This is a genomic window from Aquitalea magnusonii, assembly GCF_003202035.1.
Classification (GTDB): domain Bacteria; phylum Pseudomonadota; class Gammaproteobacteria; order Burkholderiales; family Chromobacteriaceae; genus Aquitalea; species Aquitalea magnusonii.
In genome coordinates, this window is record NZ_QJKC01000020.1 from 42,708 (window position 1) to 58,601 (window position 15,894).

Annotated in this window: 18 protein-coding genes; 5 read left to right on the plus strand and 13 right to left on the minus strand. The window is 58.6% G+C overall.

All coding sequences use genetic code 11. The features are described from left to right. The first annotated feature begins 12 nt into the window (after window positions 1-12). Together DFR38_RS17660 and DFR38_RS17665 are read left to right on the plus strand one after the other, a co-directional pair. The gene (locus DFR38_RS17660) at window positions 13-450 is read left to right on the plus strand and encodes a type II toxin-antitoxin system RatA family toxin (RefSeq protein WP_059284870.1); all 438 of its coding nucleotides are present in this window, start codon (window positions 13-15) and stop codon (window positions 448-450) included. Continuing rightward, window positions 443-754: an RnfH family protein gene (locus DFR38_RS17665; RefSeq protein WP_059284869.1), complete on the plus strand. Its 312-nt coding sequence runs from the start codon at window positions 443-445 to the stop codon at window positions 752-754. The genes DFR38_RS17660 and DFR38_RS17665 overlap by 8 nt, the downstream gene beginning before the upstream one ends. Before the next feature lie 47 nt (window positions 755-801). Here the strand turns inward: DFR38_RS17665 and DFR38_RS17670 are convergent, their stop codons facing one another. From DFR38_RS17670 to DFR38_RS17690, 5 genes are all read right to left on the minus strand, one after another. Next, window positions 802-2,586 (minus strand): GGDEF domain-containing protein, encoded by a 1,785-nt coding sequence (locus DFR38_RS17670; RefSeq protein WP_059284868.1) that lies wholly within the window; start codon window positions 2,584-2,586, stop codon window positions 802-804. Between the two features lie 76 nt (window positions 2,587-2,662). After that, window positions 2,663-2,953, minus strand: coding sequence for a cell division protein FtsB (ftsB, locus tag DFR38_RS17675; protein WP_059284867.1), 291 nt, complete (start codon window positions 2,951-2,953; stop codon window positions 2,663-2,665). Between the two features lie 8 nt (window positions 2,954-2,961). Continuing rightward, window positions 2,962-4,245 (minus strand): phosphopyruvate hydratase, encoded by a 1,284-nt coding sequence (eno, locus tag DFR38_RS17680; protein ID WP_059284866.1) that lies wholly within the window; start codon window positions 4,243-4,245, stop codon window positions 2,962-2,964. Between the two features lie 107 nt (window positions 4,246-4,352). Continuing rightward, entirely contained in the window at window positions 4,353-5,204 is an 852-nt protein-coding gene (gene kdsA / locus DFR38_RS17685; protein WP_059284865.1) for a 3-deoxy-8-phosphooctulonate synthase, read from the minus strand. 2 nt (window positions 5,205-5,206) lie between these two features. After that, on the minus strand, window positions 5,207-6,847 hold the full coding sequence (locus DFR38_RS17690; protein ID WP_059284864.1) for a CTP synthase: 1,641 nt from the start codon (window positions 6,845-6,847) through the stop codon (window positions 5,207-5,209). Window positions 6,848-7,115: 268 nt separating this feature from the next. On the opposite strand from DFR38_RS17690, the gene rpmB reads away from it, so the two are divergent. The 3 genes from rpmB to DFR38_RS17705 all read left to right on the plus strand — a co-directional run bounded on the left by rpmB (window position 7,116) and on the right by DFR38_RS17705 (window position 8,487). Then, window positions 7,116-7,349 carry a 50S ribosomal protein L28 gene (gene rpmB, locus DFR38_RS17695; RefSeq protein ID WP_011137003.1) on the plus strand — a complete coding sequence of 78 codons (234 nt, stop codon included), beginning with the start codon at window positions 7,116-7,118 and terminating at the stop codon, window positions 7,347-7,349. A gap of 34 nt (window positions 7,350-7,383) precedes the next feature. Continuing rightward, window positions 7,384-7,539: a 50S ribosomal protein L33 gene (gene rpmG, locus DFR38_RS17700; RefSeq protein WP_028453358.1), complete on the plus strand. Its 156-nt coding sequence runs from the start codon at window positions 7,384-7,386 to the stop codon at window positions 7,537-7,539. Between the two features lie 234 nt (window positions 7,540-7,773). Continuing rightward, entirely contained in the window at window positions 7,774-8,487 is a 714-nt protein-coding gene (locus DFR38_RS17705; RefSeq protein WP_110313699.1) for a type 1 glutamine amidotransferase, read from the plus strand. On the opposite strand, the gene DFR38_RS17710 is transcribed toward DFR38_RS17705, so the two are convergent. The 8 genes from DFR38_RS17710 to DFR38_RS17745 all read right to left on the minus strand — a co-directional run. Next, complete coding sequence (locus DFR38_RS17710; protein ID WP_110313700.1) at window positions 8,478-9,392, minus strand: uracil-DNA glycosylase; 915 nt, start codon at window positions 9,390-9,392, stop codon at window positions 8,478-8,480. The two genes, DFR38_RS17705 and DFR38_RS17710, sit on opposite strands and share 10 nt — an antisense overlap. Next, on the minus strand, window positions 9,389-9,826 hold the full coding sequence (gene rimI, locus DFR38_RS17715; protein ID WP_059284861.1) for a ribosomal protein S18-alanine N-acetyltransferase: 438 nt from the start codon (window positions 9,824-9,826) through the stop codon (window positions 9,389-9,391). Before rimI ends, DFR38_RS17710 begins: the two co-directional genes overlap by 4 nt. Further along, window positions 9,823-10,491: a tRNA (adenosine(37)-N6)-threonylcarbamoyltransferase complex dimerization subunit type 1 TsaB gene (tsaB, locus tag DFR38_RS17720; protein WP_059284860.1), complete on the minus strand. Its 669-nt coding sequence runs from the start codon at window positions 10,489-10,491 to the stop codon at window positions 9,823-9,825. Before tsaB ends, rimI begins: the two co-directional genes overlap by 4 nt. A 33-nt stretch (window positions 10,492-10,524) precedes the next feature. After that, entirely contained in the window at window positions 10,525-11,748 is a 1,224-nt protein-coding gene (locus tag DFR38_RS17725) for an EAL and HDOD domain-containing protein (protein ID WP_059284859.1), read from the minus strand. A gap of 25 nt (window positions 11,749-11,773) precedes the next feature. After that, window positions 11,774-13,741, minus strand: a complete 1,968-nt coding sequence (locus tag DFR38_RS17730; protein WP_110313701.1) for a chemotaxis protein CheA — start codon at window positions 13,739-13,741, stop codon at window positions 11,774-11,776. Between the two features lie 44 nt (window positions 13,742-13,785). Beyond that, window positions 13,786-14,538 carry a protein phosphatase CheZ gene (gene cheZ / locus DFR38_RS17735; RefSeq protein ID WP_059287598.1) on the minus strand — a complete coding sequence of 251 codons (753 nt, stop codon included), beginning with the start codon at window positions 14,536-14,538 and terminating at the stop codon, window positions 13,786-13,788. A 54-nt stretch (window positions 14,539-14,592) separates the two neighbouring features. Continuing rightward, window positions 14,593-14,982, minus strand: a complete 390-nt coding sequence (cheY, locus tag DFR38_RS17740) for a chemotaxis response regulator CheY (protein ID WP_082693990.1) — start codon at window positions 14,980-14,982, stop codon at window positions 14,593-14,595. A 51-nt stretch (window positions 14,983-15,033) separates the two neighbouring features. After that, window positions 15,034-15,894, minus strand: an 861-nt coding sequence (locus DFR38_RS17745; protein ID WP_110313702.1) for a chemotaxis protein, incomplete at its 5' end; no start/stop codon positions are given.

The window sequence follows — 15,894 nt, forward strand, 5'->3', positions numbered from 1 at the left end:
TGCCGCTTCCCCATGCAGGTTGTAGAAAAGAAAGTCCTGGTTGCGCATACCCCGGCGCAGATGTTTGCCCTGGTCGACAAGGTGGAAAATTATCCGCGTTTCCTGCCCTGGTGTGCCAAGGCGGAGGAACACGCACGCGAGGGGGATCAGCAGGTGGCCAGTCTGCATATTGATTACCTGAAGATTCGCCAGCATTTCACCACCCGCAATACCCTGCGTGATGGTGAAAGCATCCTGATGGAGCTGGTCGAGGGGCCTTTCCAGCACTTGCAGGGCCTGTGGCAGTTTACCCCGCTGGGCGATTTTGGCTGCAAGGTGGAGTTTACCCTGCGCTACGAGTTTTCCAGCAAGCTGCTGGAAAAGGTGATCGGTCCGGTATTCGGCCACATTTCCGGCACGCTGGTGGATGCCTTTATCAAGCATGCCGACAAGGTGTATGGCGATGAGTGAACTGATCCGGATAGAGGTTGCCTGTGCCTTGCCGCAACGGCAGCGCGTCATGGCCATGCAGGTGGCGCAGGGGACGACGGCCGAGCAGGCGGTGCGGGCATCCGGCATTCTGGCGCAGTTTCCCATCATCGATGCCACGGCACTCAAGCTGGGCATATTCAGCAAGGCCATCAAGCTGGATACCGTGCTGCGCGAGGGGGACCGGGTGGAGATTTACCGTCCCTTGCAGGCCGACCCCAAGGCGGTGCGACGACAGCGGGCCGAAGCGGGCAAGGGCATGAGCAAGGGCGGCAGCGCAGAATGAAAAAACCGGGGCAGCTCCCCGGTTTTTTTGTGTGCTAACTGCGTGACTCAGATAATGCGGTCGGGTTCGGCTGAAATGACGCGGTTCTTGCCGCTGATCTTGGCCTGATACATGGCCTGGTCGGCGCGCTCTATCACTTCGATGTCCTGTTCGCCCAGATGCCATTTGGCCACGCCGGCACTGAAGGTGATGACCAGCCTGTCGTTATTGGCCAGGAAGAAGGTGCGGGTCAGTTCGCGTTGCAATCGCTGTACAGTGTCGATGGCTTCCTCAACCGGCGTGTCCGGCATGAGCAGGACAAATTCTTCACCGCCAAAACGGGCGACAATGTCGGCCGGACGCAGATTGTGCTTGATCACGTCCACCAGGTATTTCAGTGCATCATCGCCAGTCAGGTGGCCATAGCGGTCGTTGAGCTGCTTGAAATTGTCGACGTCGATCAGCGCCACGCTCAGCTCGCTGCTGGTTCGCTCGGCACGGCTGATCTCGCGCTGGAAATGCTCGGCCAGGCCGCGGCGGTTGTAGGCACCGGTCAGCTGGTCTTCCTTGACCTTGGCGCTGGCCGCTTCCAGTGCGTTTTCCAGTTCGTTGATGCGCTGCTCGGCAGCTTCGACCTGCTCGCGGGCGGACAACAGCTCGTCGCGCGAACGGGTCAGGTCCAGCTGCATCAGCGAGGTGTCTTCCATCAGCGAACCGATGATGCTGCTCAGCTCTTCGACATTGCTGGTCTGCTTCAGCTTTTCACTGTGTTTGCTGATCTTGCTGTGGAAGTCGTCGGTCGTGTCCGTCATCAGGGCCAGGCGCGAGATAAAGCGGTCCAGCAGGGTGCGCAAGGAGCTGGTGGCTTCATCCAGCGTGCTTTTCAGCATGCCTTGCTTGCGGATCACTTCCTTCAGGCTGGTTTCCAGCTGGTATACCTGCTGCATCGACAGCGGCTGGTGCGACAGCACTTCCTGCAGCGAGTGCACCTGGCCGACCAAATAATCGTCCGAGCGGTTGATCTCGGCCACATTGTCCAGCAACAGTCGCAGCAGATTGGTCAGGCCGGAAACCAGGCGGCCTTCCTGCTGGGTCTGCAGTTCCAGCTTGATCATGAAGCCGCGCAGCTTGGGCATGTAGACGTTGAGGCTTTCATCGTCGCAGACCTGATCCAGCTCGCGGATCAGTGCTTCCAGCGATTCCACCATGTCCGGCATGCTGATCAGGCGCGGTTCCAGCCCGTGCTTGAGGGCAAAGGCCAGCGTGCGTTGCCATAGCGGCCAGCTGTTATTGTCCTGACCGGCAACGCCGGGGATTGTGCTGCTGGCTGTTGGCGGATCATCCGGCATGGCGAGCGCTTCGCGCTGGCTGGCCGGTGCATTCCAGTTCTTGATCAGGGCCGACAGCTTGGTATTGAGTTCTTCCGGCTGATTGCCGTAGTTGATCAGCACCCGCTCCAGTGCGGCCTGCTTGTGGTGTTGCGGCAGGTCGGGCAGGCGCAGATCCCAGCTGCGGATCAGGCTTTGTATCAGGCTGCCCCAGGTCTGGGTCAGATGGCTTTCGGTCAGTGCCTGGCGCAGAAAGTCGATGGCCAGCTGTGGAAGCTGTTCCCAGCGGGACTCGTCGGTGGCCTGTTTGATGCGCAGCAGGGAAGTCTTGCTTTGCGGAGATTCGGCTGGAATGGTTTCCAGTGCCCGCAGCAACTGGGTGCCCAGTTTGTTGTCGCGTTCGATGGGGGTTTGTGTGAGCTCGTGGTAGACGCGCTCGAAATTTTCCGGTGTTGGCAGCAATTTGCGCATGCTCAGCTGCTTGAGCGTTTCGCGTGCAACCTCAATCGGATTCTGTGTTGTCATTGACCAAACCCTGGAAGTTTTGAAACCAGCCATAATTATTTTTAGTCTAGGAGGGTGAAGGTTTGGATGGGCTTAGTCAATGTTTAGCAGAGGCAGCCGGATCCAGTAATTGAAAAAATACCTCACCATTGCGGATCATACCAAGTTCGTTGCGCGCTCTCTCTTCAATTGCATCGGTTCCTTGTTTCAGATCACGAACTTCGGCATCCAGGGCGGCGTTGCGGGCTATCAGCTTTTGCGTGACAGCCCGCTGTTCCTGCAGTTGCTTGTCCAGCTGCCAGACCCTGAGCCAGCTCCCCTTGCCAAACCACAAGGGCCATTGCAAGGCGATCAGCAGGGTTACCAGAGTCAGGGTCAGCCAGCGCATGATTCAGCTTATTTCAGGTGGTAAAAGGCGGCACGGCCCGGATAGTAGGCAGCATCACCCAGCTCTTCTTCGATACGCAGCAGCTGGTTGTACTTGGCCATACGATCCGAACGCGACAACGAGCCGGTCTTGATCTGCATGCAGTTGGTGGCCACGGCCAGGTCGGCAATGGTGCTGTCCTCGGTTTCGCCGGAGCGGTGGCTCATCACGCTGGTATAGCTGGAACGCTTGGCAAGATCAACGGCTTTCAGGGTTTCGGACAGGGTGCCGATCTGGTTGACCTTCACCAGCAGCGAGTTGCAGATGCCTGCCTCGATGCCCTTGGCCAGGATTTTCGGGTTGGTCACGAAGACATCGTCGCCCACCAGCTGGATGCGCTTGCCCAGACGGTCGGTCAGGATCTTCCAGCCGTCCCAGTCGTGTTCGCTCATGCCATCTTCGATGGAGATGATGGGGTAGTTGTTGACCAGGGTTTCCAGGTAGTCGGCAAACTGCTCGGAAGTCAGCTGCAGGCCTTCGGCGGTCAGGTGGTACTTGCCATCCTTGTAGAACTCGGACGATGCACAGTCCAGCGCCAGCATCACATCCTGACCCGGTACGTAACCGGCGGCGTCAATGGCTTCCAGAATCAGCTTGATGGCATCTTCGTGGCTGGCCAGGTTGGGGGCGAAACCGCCTTCGTCACCCACGGTGGTGGCGTAGCCCTTGCTGTCGCACAGCTTTTTCAAGCTGTGGAAGATCTCGGCACCGCAGCGCAGTGCTTCGCGGAAGGTTTGTGCACCAACCGGCATGATCATGAATTCCTGGATGTCCAGGGTGTTGTTGGCATGCGCGCCACCGTTGATCACGTTCATCATCGGCAGCGGCAGGGCCATCGGGCCGGCACCGCCCAGGTAGCGGTACAGCGGCAGGCCGGCGTCTTCGGCAGCAGCGCGGGCCACGGCCATCGATACGGCCAGCATGGCATTGGCGCCCAGGCGGGACTTGGTTTCGGTACCGTCCAGTTCGATCAGGGTCTTGTCGATGAAGGCCTGGTCGGCGGCGTCGAGGCCGATGATGGCTTCGCAGATTTCGGTATTGATGTTTTCTACGGCCTTCAGCACGCCCTTGCCCAGGTAGCGGCTCTTGTCGCCGTCACGCAGTTCCAGTGCTTCCTTCTCGCCGGTGGAGGCGCCGCTGGGAACAGCTGCGCGGCCCATGACGCCAGATTCCAGCAGTACATCGGCTTCAACGGTGGGATTGCCGCGGGAATCCAGGATCTCGCGGGCCACTACGTCAATAATCGAACTCATACTTGTCCCCTTCAGTTGCTTTGCTAGGTTAACCGTATCACCACCGGCCAGCCTTCTCAGGCGGCTGGCCGCAGAAAACTTGTTATCACAGATGGAACGAAAGCGTATTACAGCGAGTGTTCCGGCCAGGCACTTTGCTTGACCAGGCCATCCAGCTGTTGCAGCGTGGCCAGCAGTTCCTTCATGCGGTCCAGCGGCCAGGCATTCGGGCCATCCGACATGGCGCAGGCCGGGTTGGGGTGGGTTTCCATGAAGATGCCGGCAATGCCGGCCGCCACGGCGGCACGGGCCAGTACCGGCACGAATTCGCGCTGCCCGCCGGAAGAGCTGCCTTGCCCACCTGGCAGTTGTACCGAGTGGGTGGCATCGTAAACGACCGGGCAGCCGGTTTCGCGCATGATCATCAGCGAGCGCATGTCGGATACCAGATTGTTATAACCAAAAGACACGCCACGCTCGCAGGACATGAAGCTGTCTTCTGGCAGGCCGGCTTCCAGTGCAGCGGCACGGGCCTTGTCGATGACATTCTTCATGTCGCCCGGAGCCAGAAACTGGCCTTTCTTGATGTTTACCGGTTTGCCGCATTGCGCAACTGCGCGGATGAAGTCGGTCTGGCGACACAGGAAGGCCGGGGTCTGCAATACATCCACCACGCTGGCAACCTGGGCGATTTCACTCTCTGCGTGCACATCGGTCAAGACGGGAACGCCGATCTGGCGTTTTACTTCGTCCAGGATGCGCAGGCCTTCGTCGATACCAAAGCCGCGGAACGAGGTGCCGGAGGAGCGGTTGGCCTTGTCGTAGCTCGACTTGTAGATGAAGTTGATGCCCAGCTCGCTGGTGATTTCCTTCAGCTGACCGGCAGTGTCCAGCGCCATCTGTTCGCTTTCGATCACGCAGGGGCCGGCGATCAGGAACAGGGGCTGGTTGAGGCCGACTTCGAATCCGCACAGTTTCATGCTTATTTCCCTTGCTTTTCAGCCTTGTAGTCGATGGCTGCCTGCACATAGGCCTTGAACAGCGGGTGGCCATCGCGCGGGGTAGAGGTGAATTCCGGATGGAACTGGCAGGCAAAGAACCAGCGATGGTCTTTCAGTTCGATGGTTTCCACCAGCTTTTCATGGCCGGCGGAACGGCCGGAAATGGTCAGGCCGGCAGCTTCCAGGCGCTGTACGTAGTAATTGTTGACTTCGTAGCGGTGACGATGGCGTTCGACGATGTCGGTGGAGCCGTATACGCGTGCTGCCAGCGAACCTTCCACCAGATCACAGTGCTGGCCGCCCAGACGCATGGTGCCGCCCATATTGGAGTTTTCGTCGCGCTTTTCGATCTTGCCGTCGTGATTGACCCATTCGTCGATCAGGGCCACCACCGGGTAATCGGTGTCGAGGTCGAATTCGGTGGAGTTGGCACCGGCAAGGCCAGCCACATCGCGCGCGTATTCGATCAGTGCGATCTGCATGCCCAGGCAAATGCCCATGTAGGGGATGTTGTTCTCGCGGGCAAACTTCACGGCCTTGATCTTGCCTTCCACGCCGCGCTTGCCAAAGCCGCCCGGTACCAGGATGGCGTCCATGTCCTTCAGCGATTCGGCACCATCACGCTCGATGTCTTCGGAATCGACATAGATGATGTTGACGGCAGAGCGGGTGTGGATGCCGGCATGCTTCAGGGCTTCGGACAGCGATTTGTAGGATTCGGTCAGGTCAACATACTTGCCGACCATGGCGATGTTGACGGTTTGCTCCGGATGCTCGATGGCGTCGATGATGCGCGCCCACACCGACAGGTCGGCCGGCGGCAGGTCCAGCTGCATGTGTTCGGTGATGATGTCGTCGATGCCTTGCTCGTGCAGCATCGCCGGTACTTTGTAAATGGAGTCGGAGTCATAACAGCCGATGACGGCGTTTTCTTCGACATTGCAGAACAGGGCGATCTTGCGCTTTTCGTCGGCCGGCAGTTCGCGGTCCATGCGGCACAGCAGGATGTCCGGCTGGATGCCGATTTCGCGCAGTTCCTTGACCGAGTGCTGGGTCGGCTTGGTCTTGATTTCGCCAGCGGTCGCGATGAACGGCACGTAGGACAGATGCACGTACATGGTGTTCTTGCGACCCAGGTTGGAGCGCAACTGGCGGATGGCTTCCAGGAAGGGCAGGGATTCGATATCCCCCACGGTGCCGCCGATTTCGACGATGGCCACGTCAGCATCGCCCGCGCCTTCATGCACCTTGTGCTTGATTTCATCGGTAATGTGCGGGATCACCTGCACCGTGCCACCCAGGTAGTCGCCACGGCGTTCCTTGGTGATGACGGACTCGTAAACCTGACCGGTGGTAAAGTTGTTGCTCTTCTTCATCTTGGACTGGATGAAGCGCTCATAGTGGCCAAGGTCAAGGTCGGTCTCGGCGCCGTCTTCCGTCACGAATACTTCACCGTGCTGGAAGGGGCTCATGGTACCCGGATCGACGTTGATGTACGGGTCGAGCTTCAGCATGGTGACTTTCAGCCCGCGCGACTCAAGAATGGCAGCAATGGACGCAGCGGCGATGCCCTTCCCGAGGGAAGACACCACGCCGCCGGTTACGAAGATATACTTGGTCATGGAATTACGGCTCTATGGGAATCCGGGATTTTAACCCGAAATCGCTTGGATTTGAACCGCCATGGCAGCGCTTGTTGCAACAATGAATGCAACACTTGCTGCGGGCAATTGCATGTTGCACTCGCGTGTTTGTGGTAATTCCGTTACAATCCGCCCCGACTGTTTCATATACGAGATCGTGCTTTCTGCGGAAAGTGCGCATCATGCTTGAATCGCTGGCTTTTTTCATGGTATAAAGCCAGCTTTTACCGGTTTTGGGAGTGTTAACATGGCGCGTGTTTGCAAAGTCACCGGCAAACGTCCGATGACCGGGAACAATGTTTCCCACGCCAACAACAAGACGAAACGTCGTTTCCTGCCGAACTTGCAGTACCGCAAGTTCTGGGTAGAAAGCGAAAACCGCTGGGTGCGCCTGCGCGTATCCAACGCTGCACTGCGTACCATCGATAAAGTTGGTATCGATGTAGTGCTGGCAGATCTGCGCGCTCGTGGCGAGATCTAAGCGGTCAACTAGATAGCGACAGATAGGTTATACAATGCGCGATAAAATCAAGCTTGAATCCACCGCCGGCACTGGCCACTTCTATACCACTACGAAGAACAAGCGCACGATGCCGGAAAAAATGGAGATCAAAAAATTTGATCCCGTTGCCCGTAAACACGTTATCTACAAGGAAACCAAGCTGAAGTAAGCTTGTTTTTCGGTAACGTTCAAGAGCCCTTCTCTGGTGCACGGAGAAGGGTTTTTTATTGCCTGTCGTACGCAGGTGCATGATGTTGTTTCCACGGCTCACTGCAGCTGGTCTCTTGATGATTTGATCAATTTTCAATTCATCGTCAGTGTTAATTCATCTATATTGGCTCTTTTCATTTTTTTGTGATCACGTATTCCATCTGTGGAGTCAAGGTGTGCACGAGGAGACGACATGAAGCCCATCGCCATCATTCAGCATGTGTCGCTGGATGGACCGGAATATTTTCTCGATTATCTGAACCGCCAGGCTATACCTTCGTGCATTTTCAAGGTCTATGCCGGTGCAGTGCTGCCGGATGATGTGTCGGCTTATGCCGGCATCGCCACTTTTGGTGGACCGATGAGCGTCAACGACGAGGCCGAGCATGACTGGATTCTGCCGGAGATCGACTTCCTGCGGCGGGCGGTGGCTGCCGGGGTACCCGTGATCGGACACTGCCTGGGTGGGCAGTTGCTGGCGCGGGCCTTGGGTGCGCGTGTGCGCAAGGCGGACATTCCGGAAATCGGCTGGGTCGCGCTGCAGGCCGAATCGGAGGCGCTGGCGCAGGAGTGGTTTGGCGGGTATTCGTCCCCGCGTGTTTTTCAGTGGCACAGCGACAGTTTCGACTTGCCGCCAGGGGCCAGTTTGCTGGCCAGCAGTGCCTATTGCCGCAACCAGGCTTATCTGTACGACGGCCGCCACCTGGGCATGCAGTTTCATTGCGAGGTGAAAGTGGAAATGATCCGGCAGTGGCTGCAGGTGGGCTATCAGGAAATCGATGCCCATGATCTGCCCAGTGTCATGTCGGTGGCGCAGATTGCCGCTTCACTGGAGGAGGGCATGCCGCAGAGCCATCGCCAGGCCGATGCCATTTATCGGCGCTGGCTGCGGGGAGTCTATGGCTGAGGCTGGGTGGTGTGCAGGGACGCTGCCTTGCTGAGACGGTTGAAGTGCTGCTTGGCCAGCACCATGTCTTGCCAGGCCTTGGCCTTGTCCGGCAGATTGCGTAGCAGATAGGCCGGGTGATAGGTGGCAATCAGTGGAATGCCCTGATAGTGGTGCAACTGGCCGCGCAGCTTGCCGATGCTTTGCTCGGTCTGCAGCAGGGTTTGCACGGCAAAGCGGCCCAAGGCCAGAATCAGGGTGGGTTGCACATGGCGAATCTGCTGTTGCAGATAGTTGCTGCATGCCAGGATTTCAGCCGGAGCCGGGTTGCGATTGCCTGGTGGCCGGCATTTCAGCACATTGGCGATATAGACATCGTTTTCACGGTCCAGTCCGGCAGCCGCCAGCATATTGTCCAGCAGCTGGCCAGCCTTGCCGACAAAGGGCTGGCCTTGCCGGTCCTCCTGTTCGCCTGGGGCTTCGCCGATCAGCATCCAGCGTGCCTGCGGATTGCCACGGCCAAATACGGTTTGGCTGCGGGTCTGGCAGAGCTGGCAGTTTTGGCAGTTTGCCACGGCTTGTTCCAGCTGTTCCCAACTGAGTTCCACCAGCGGCAGGGGCGCGGCAGCGGGCTGTTCCGCTATGGCAGTCACCGGAGCGGCTACTGATATGAGCTCAGGAGTGCTTGCCATGGCAGCAGGACTGGTCACCAGGAGCGGGGCCGCCAGCTGAGCATCGGCCTCCGTTACGGCGGTTATGGCGGGGGGGATTTCTGCCGCGGTGGCCGCAGACTGGCTGGCTTGCTGCTGTGCCAGTTGCCAAGCCTTGCGCTCCAGTTCGGCGGGATGCTGTTCAAACCAGCCGCTGCGGGCCTGCCATTGCGGGCCAAGGCCGATGGCCTGCTGGATAAAGCGGCTGCGGTTCACAGGCAGGCCTCCATCAGGATGGCGTGTTCGCGTTGACCATCGCCGCCAGCGTAGTAGTTTTTGCGCAGGCCGGACTCATGAAACCCGCAACGCAGATAGAGTGCCCGCGCCGGGGCATTGCTGGCGCGCACCTCCAGGAACAGCCGTTGACAACCCTGTTGCCGGAGATCCTGCATCAGGCCCTCCAGTAATTGTCGGCCCAGACCACGTCCCTGCTGCGGCGCGGCAATGACAATATTCAGCAGCTCGGCTTCATCCAGCACCGGCATCACCACGGCAAAGCCGGTTTCTGGCTGCTCAAGGCAGTAAAATGCGTGGCCGGCGTTGATGGAATCCTGGTAATTGCCTGCGCTCCAGCCATGCGCTGTTGCGGCAGCTTCCTGTGTGGCCAGGTCGTGGGCGGAGGCTGGATGGTAGCGGCGGACGCTGCTCATCCCTTGAGTGCCTGTTGTTCGATCGAGGTCAGTGCCACTTTGTTGCGGACATACAGCAGCTCGGCCTCGCGCGGGTGTTGCATGGGGTAGCGACCGCTCTGTGCCAGCGCGATGTGGGCGCTGGCATCGGCGCGCAGCACGCCGCTATGGCGAATGTGCTCACGTTGTCCTGCCAGCAGGGCGGGGTAGTTTTCAAAACCATCGCCGGCTACCTGGGTGATGCCGTCTGGCAAGACCACCGCCTGGGGGTCCTGCAGGGTGATCGGTCCCAGGCGTTGCCAGTGCGGGCCGGTCTGGTAGACCGCGCAATACACTTGCTGCATGCGCGCATCCAGGCAGACCAGCAACTGGTCGGCTGCGCTTTGCTGGGCGACGGCATCCAGCGTGGGAATGCCGATGACCGGCAGTCCCGCGGAAAAAGCCAGTCCTTGTGCCAGGCCGCAGGCAATGCGCAGGCCGGTAAAGGAACCCGGTCCCTGACCGAAGACGATGGCGTCCAGCGCAGTGAGCTTGATGCCGGCCTGTTTTAACAGCGTATCGATTTCCGGCAGGGTGCGTTCCGCGTGTTTTTGTCCCATCTCCTCATGAAAGGCGTGCATTTCGCCGTCCAGGCTGAGGGCCAGGGACAAATAACTGCTGGAGGTATCAATGGCTAACAGTTTCATCGAGGGGTTCGGAACCGGCTGAAGGGCTGGCAATTATAAGCCCAGATCCTCTACCCAGGCGAGTGCGGCGACATGGGCCTGGTTGAGCTGGTCGGCGCTCAGCTGCAGCCGTGCCGACAGTTCGACCACCCCGGCCAGCTGGCCATCTTCGCAGCTGCAGGTCAGTTGCAGCAGGGCACCCATCTGCCCCTTGCGTTCCGACAGGGCTTCGATCAGGGGCAGCGGCAATTGCAAGTGCTCCAGGATATTGGCCATGGGCATGTCGAATAGTACATCGAGCAGACTGAACATGCCGACGATGAACAAATTGTCACACTCGTCATGATGCAGCCCCAGTTGCTCTCCCAGTAATTCCATGAAGCGGCCCCGGGTCACGGCGGTTTTCTGCAGGGCCGGTGGCGCACGGCCATCATCGGAGGCGGTGACCAGCAGCAGGGTCAGCCAGCGGTAGAGCTTTTTGTAACCCAGTACGGTGACTGCGTGCGAGAAGGAGCTGATGGTAGTGTTCAGCCCGGCAGCGGCCGAATTGACATAGCGCAGCAGTTTGAAGGACAGCGCCACATCGCGCTTGAGGATCTGCTCCACCTGACGCAGGTCCGCATCCATGCGCAGCAGGTTGAGCAGCTCCAGCGCATTGCTGAAGGTGGGGTGAATCACCCGTGCCGACAGGGTTTCCGGCTTGGCGAAGTAGTAGCCCTGAAAGCCATCCATGCCCAGTTCCTTGCACAGATGGTATTGCTCGTGGGTTTCCACCCGCTCGGCAATACGGATCACCGGATAGCTGCGCAAGCGGGCAGCCAGAACCTGGAAGTGATTGGTATTGCGGTTCTGGATATCCAGCTTGACGTAGTTGGCGAACTCCAGAAAGGCGGCGGACTGGGCCTCGAAGGAGAAATCATCCAGGGCAATGCCAAAACCCAGCGACCGCAGATGGCGCGCCCGTGACAGCAATTCACTGGAGGCGCTGATGTCGGGGGCGATATCCAGAATCACCCGGCGTGGTGGCAGCAACTCCAGAAAATCGCTGGTGAGCATGGCTTCACCCACATTGATGAAGGCCAGCTTGTTGCCGATCAGCCAGCTGGTACCCATATTGTTCAGGGTATTCACCAATACCTGGGTATCCGCCTGCAGCTCGCTGTGTGGCCCTGCCGAATTGGCTTCCTCGCTTGCACGAAAAAGCAGCTCATACCCGATGAGCTGCTGGTTACGGTTCAATACCGGTTGTCGGCCAATGAAGGCGCTTTGTGAGGTCATTAAAACTTGCCAGTTCTGGTTTTTCTTATACGGAGATCAACTCCGAGGTCCGGACTTGGCCATTGGTGCCATCGCTGGAGCTGAGCAGGTCTTCCATATCCAGCACCAGTACCACCGAGCCGTCGCCAGACAGTGTGGCACCGGCCACACCCTTCGGACGAATATTCTGCAGCGGTTTGATGACCACATCATCACGACCGACAAAGGAGTCGATGGCCAGAATGAAGGACTTCTCGGCCGACTGCATCAGCACGCCAAAGTAGGGCTTCTGTGTCGGTTCCCAGCCAAGCAGGCCGGCCAGGGTGCGCAGCGGCAGGATTTCGTCGCGTACCACGATGGTGGGCTTGCCGGAGACTTCCTGAATGGCGTTCGGATCGATGGTGATGATCTCGCGCACCATGGCCAGCGGTACGGCAAACGGCTGGTTGCAGGCACGGACCACCAGTACCGGCAGAATGGCCAGGGTCAGCGGCAGCGAGATGCTGATGCGGGTGCCTTCGCCCGGCAGCGAGTTGATGTCGATGCGGCCGTTGAGTTTCTGGATATTGGTCCGCACCACATCCATGCCCACGCCACGGCCGGAAACGCTGGAAATCTGGTCCTTGGTGGAGAAACCCGGCATGAAGATGAGTTGCAGGCACTGCTTTTCGTCCAGACCGTTGGCGGTTTCCTGATCGATCAGGCCTTTTTCGATGGCCTTGCGACGCAGGGCGTCCGGGTTCATGCCCTTGCCGTCGTCGGTGATTTCGATCTGGATATGATCGCCCACCTGTTCGGCGGTCAGCTGGATCAGCGATTGCGGCTTCTTGCCAGCGGCAATACGTTCTTCCGGCGACTCGACACCATGGTCAACCGCATTGCGCACCAGGTGGACCAGCGGATCGTTCAGATCTTCGATCATGGTCTTGTCCAGCTCGGTTTCTTCACCGGACAGTACCAGTTCCACTTCCTTGCCCAGTTGACGAGCCAGGTCGCGTGCCAGGCGCGGGTACTTCTGGAACAGGCGGCCGATAGGCTGCATGCGGGTCTTCATCACCGCGTTCTGCAGGTCACCCACCAGCAGGTCGAGCTGGCTGATGGCTTCGTCCAGCGAGCGCAGGGTGTTGCCGTCGCGATTGCCCTGCAGGATTTCCGTGCGCAGGGTGGTCAGGCGGTTCTTGGTGAGGCCGATTTCGCCGGACAGGTTGAGCACCATGTCCAGGCGTACCGTATCGATACGGATGGTGTTTTCCTGCGGGCCACTGCTGTTGCCGGCGCTGCTGGGCTGCTTGTTGGCCACCGCCTTGCTGGCAGGTTTGGCTGCGGGAATGTGTTCTGCGGCGGGCAGCAGTTCCTGTACCGGTGTGCTGACAACGGCGGCAACTGCTGCGGCCGGTGCTGCGCTTGCTGCCGGCGCCGGTGCAGGTGCGGCTGCCGGGGCAGGCTGTGCGGTGGCCGCTTGCGGCACGATGGCCTGATGCAGGGCATTCCAGTCAGGACCGTCTGTGGCAGCAGCAGGAGCAGGAGCCGGCGCCGGGCTGGCCACGGCTTGCACCGCCGGAGCCGCTGCCACTGCGGCAGGCGCCGGGGCAGGGGCGGGCGCGGCGGCCTTGCCGGGCATCTCGCCGGCCAGTACGGCATCCAGTGCATTGAGTACATCGGCATCGGCATCCGCCACCATCAGGCCCTGGCCCAGGGTGCCGAACATGTCGCGCACAATGCCGGTTGCATCCAGAATCACGTCCATCACTTCCGGCGTGATGTGGAGTTCGCCATTGCGCAGCTTGTCGAACAGGTTTTCGGTGCGATGGCACAGGTTGACCATCGGACCCACGTTCAGAAAGCCAGCTCCGCCCTTGATGGTGTGGAAACCCCGGAAAATGTCATTGAGCAGTGCCTTGTCTTCAGGACGCTTTTCCAGTTCCACCAGCTTGTTGTCCACATCGGACAGCAGATCGGTGGATTCCATCAGGAAGTCTTGTAGCAGTTCTTCCATGCCGCCAAAATCGCTCATATTCTCACCCCGCTTATGCCGCTAACACGTTCACCGCTTTTTGTTTAGAAGCCCAGGCTTTCCAGCAGGTCGTCGACCTGCTGCTGGCTGGACACCACGTCCGTTCTGCCCTCCGGATTGACCACCGGACCATTCAGCAGATTGCTGTCCAGCTCGGCTTTCTTCGAATCCGGAGAGAATTCGATCAGGAAGGCCACCAGTTCCGTTTCCAGTATATGCACCATATCCATCATTTTCTTGATGACTTGGCCGGTAAGGTCCTGGAAGTCTTGCGCCATCACGATTTCCAGCAACTGGGTATTGGTAGCCTGGGTTTGTTTCGGAACATGGCCGAGGTACTGACGGGTCTCCTCGGCAAGGTTCTTGAATTCGGCAGTCGACAGCTGGTTGGCATAGAGCAGGTTCCAGCGTTCCGACAGCAGCCTGGCACGACTTTCCAGATCATCCTGATAGGGTTTGGCCAGGTCGGTGGCATTGAGCACCCGTTCGGCCGCACTTTCCGTCAGCGAGGCGATGTAGCTCAGCCTGTCCTTGGCATCGGGAATGGCGTCTGCCACCTTTTCCAGTGATTTGTCATAGCCCAGATCGCGCAGCGCGTCGTGCATCTTTCGTGTCAACTGGCCAATCTGTTCGTACATGACCGCGGTACTGGTTTCGTTGCTGGCTGCCGTGCTTGCCGACCCAGCCGATGTGGTCGAGATTGCTTCTGGTTCTTTTTGCTGTTGCTGACTGGCAATGCTGTCAAACAATGCTTCGAGATCCGGTGAATCTCCACTTTCCAGAATGTGATCCGGCACGATAGCCTCTCCTCAGTGCTGACTAGGCAAGTTTGTTTGCTATGTTTGTTCGTTTTACTTGTTCATGGTCTGGAAGATCTTGTTCATCTTTTCTTCCAGTGTGGCAGCCGTGAACGGTTTGACGATGTAACCACTGGCGCCGGCCATGGCGGCTTCGATGATGTTTTCCCGCTTGGCTTCGGCGGTAATCATCATGAAGGGCAGATGCTTGATCTGCTGGTCGGCGCGTACTGCTTTCAGCAACTCGATGCCGGTCATGTTCGGCATGTTCCAGTCGGAAACGATAAAGTCGAAATGCTGCGTTTTCAGCTTGTGCAAGGCAACCTGGCCGTCTTCGGCTTCATCCACATTGGTGAAGCCCAACTCTTTCAGCAGGTTGCGAACAATTCTTCTCATGGTCGAGAAATCGTCCACAACGAGGAATCGCATGTTTTTATCTGGCATCTGGGTAGGTCCTGAAATGTCGGTATTCCATTGAGCCGTTGATTTTAACGGTTACCTCTGCAGGAATGGAATCAAAGTTTCAGCCAGTATTGCCGGATCGAATTTGGCAACATAGGCATCGACACCCACGCTGGAACCCATCGCCTTGTTGGCGTTGGAGGACAGCGAGGAGTGCATGATAACCGGGATGCCTTTGAAGCGGACATCGGATTTGATCAGTTTGGTCAGGACATAACCGTCCATTTCCGGCATTTCCGCATCCACCAGAATGATCTTCAGATAGTCGTGCAGCGACTCGTCTTCGCCCCAGCTGCGGCTGGCCAGCACTTGCAGGCGTTCCCAGGCTTCGCGGCCATTGGTGGCCTGCTGGAACTTGATGCCCATCTTTTCCAGCACGCTGGTGATTTCCTTGCGCGCCACCACCGAGTCGTCGACGAAGAACAGGTACTGGTCGGTTTCCAGCTGTGCCTGCGGAATGTCCGGCAGCCGCGGTTCACCCACCACGGTGGCCAGAATCTGTTCCACGTCCAGAATGGAAACCAGCTTGCCGTCTTCCAGTTCGGTAATGGCGGTGATCAGATTGGAGTTGGTGGTGGTGCTCATCATGTTTTCCGGGGCGCGTACCCGGTCCCAGTCGACGCGGATGATGCGGTCGACCGAATCCACCAGGAAAGCCTGGGTGCTCTTGTTGAATTCGGTGACGATCATGGTGTCGAATTTGCGACCGCTTTGTTCCGAGCCGACGAAACGTGCCAGCGAAATCACCGGGATGATGTTGCCGCGCAAGGACAGCACGCCCTGCACACCAAAGGGCATGTTGGGGGTTTTGGTGATGGCCGGCGTCTGCGATACCTCGCGCACCTTGAATACATTGATGCCGAAGGTTTCGCGGGTACCCAGCGAAAACAGCAG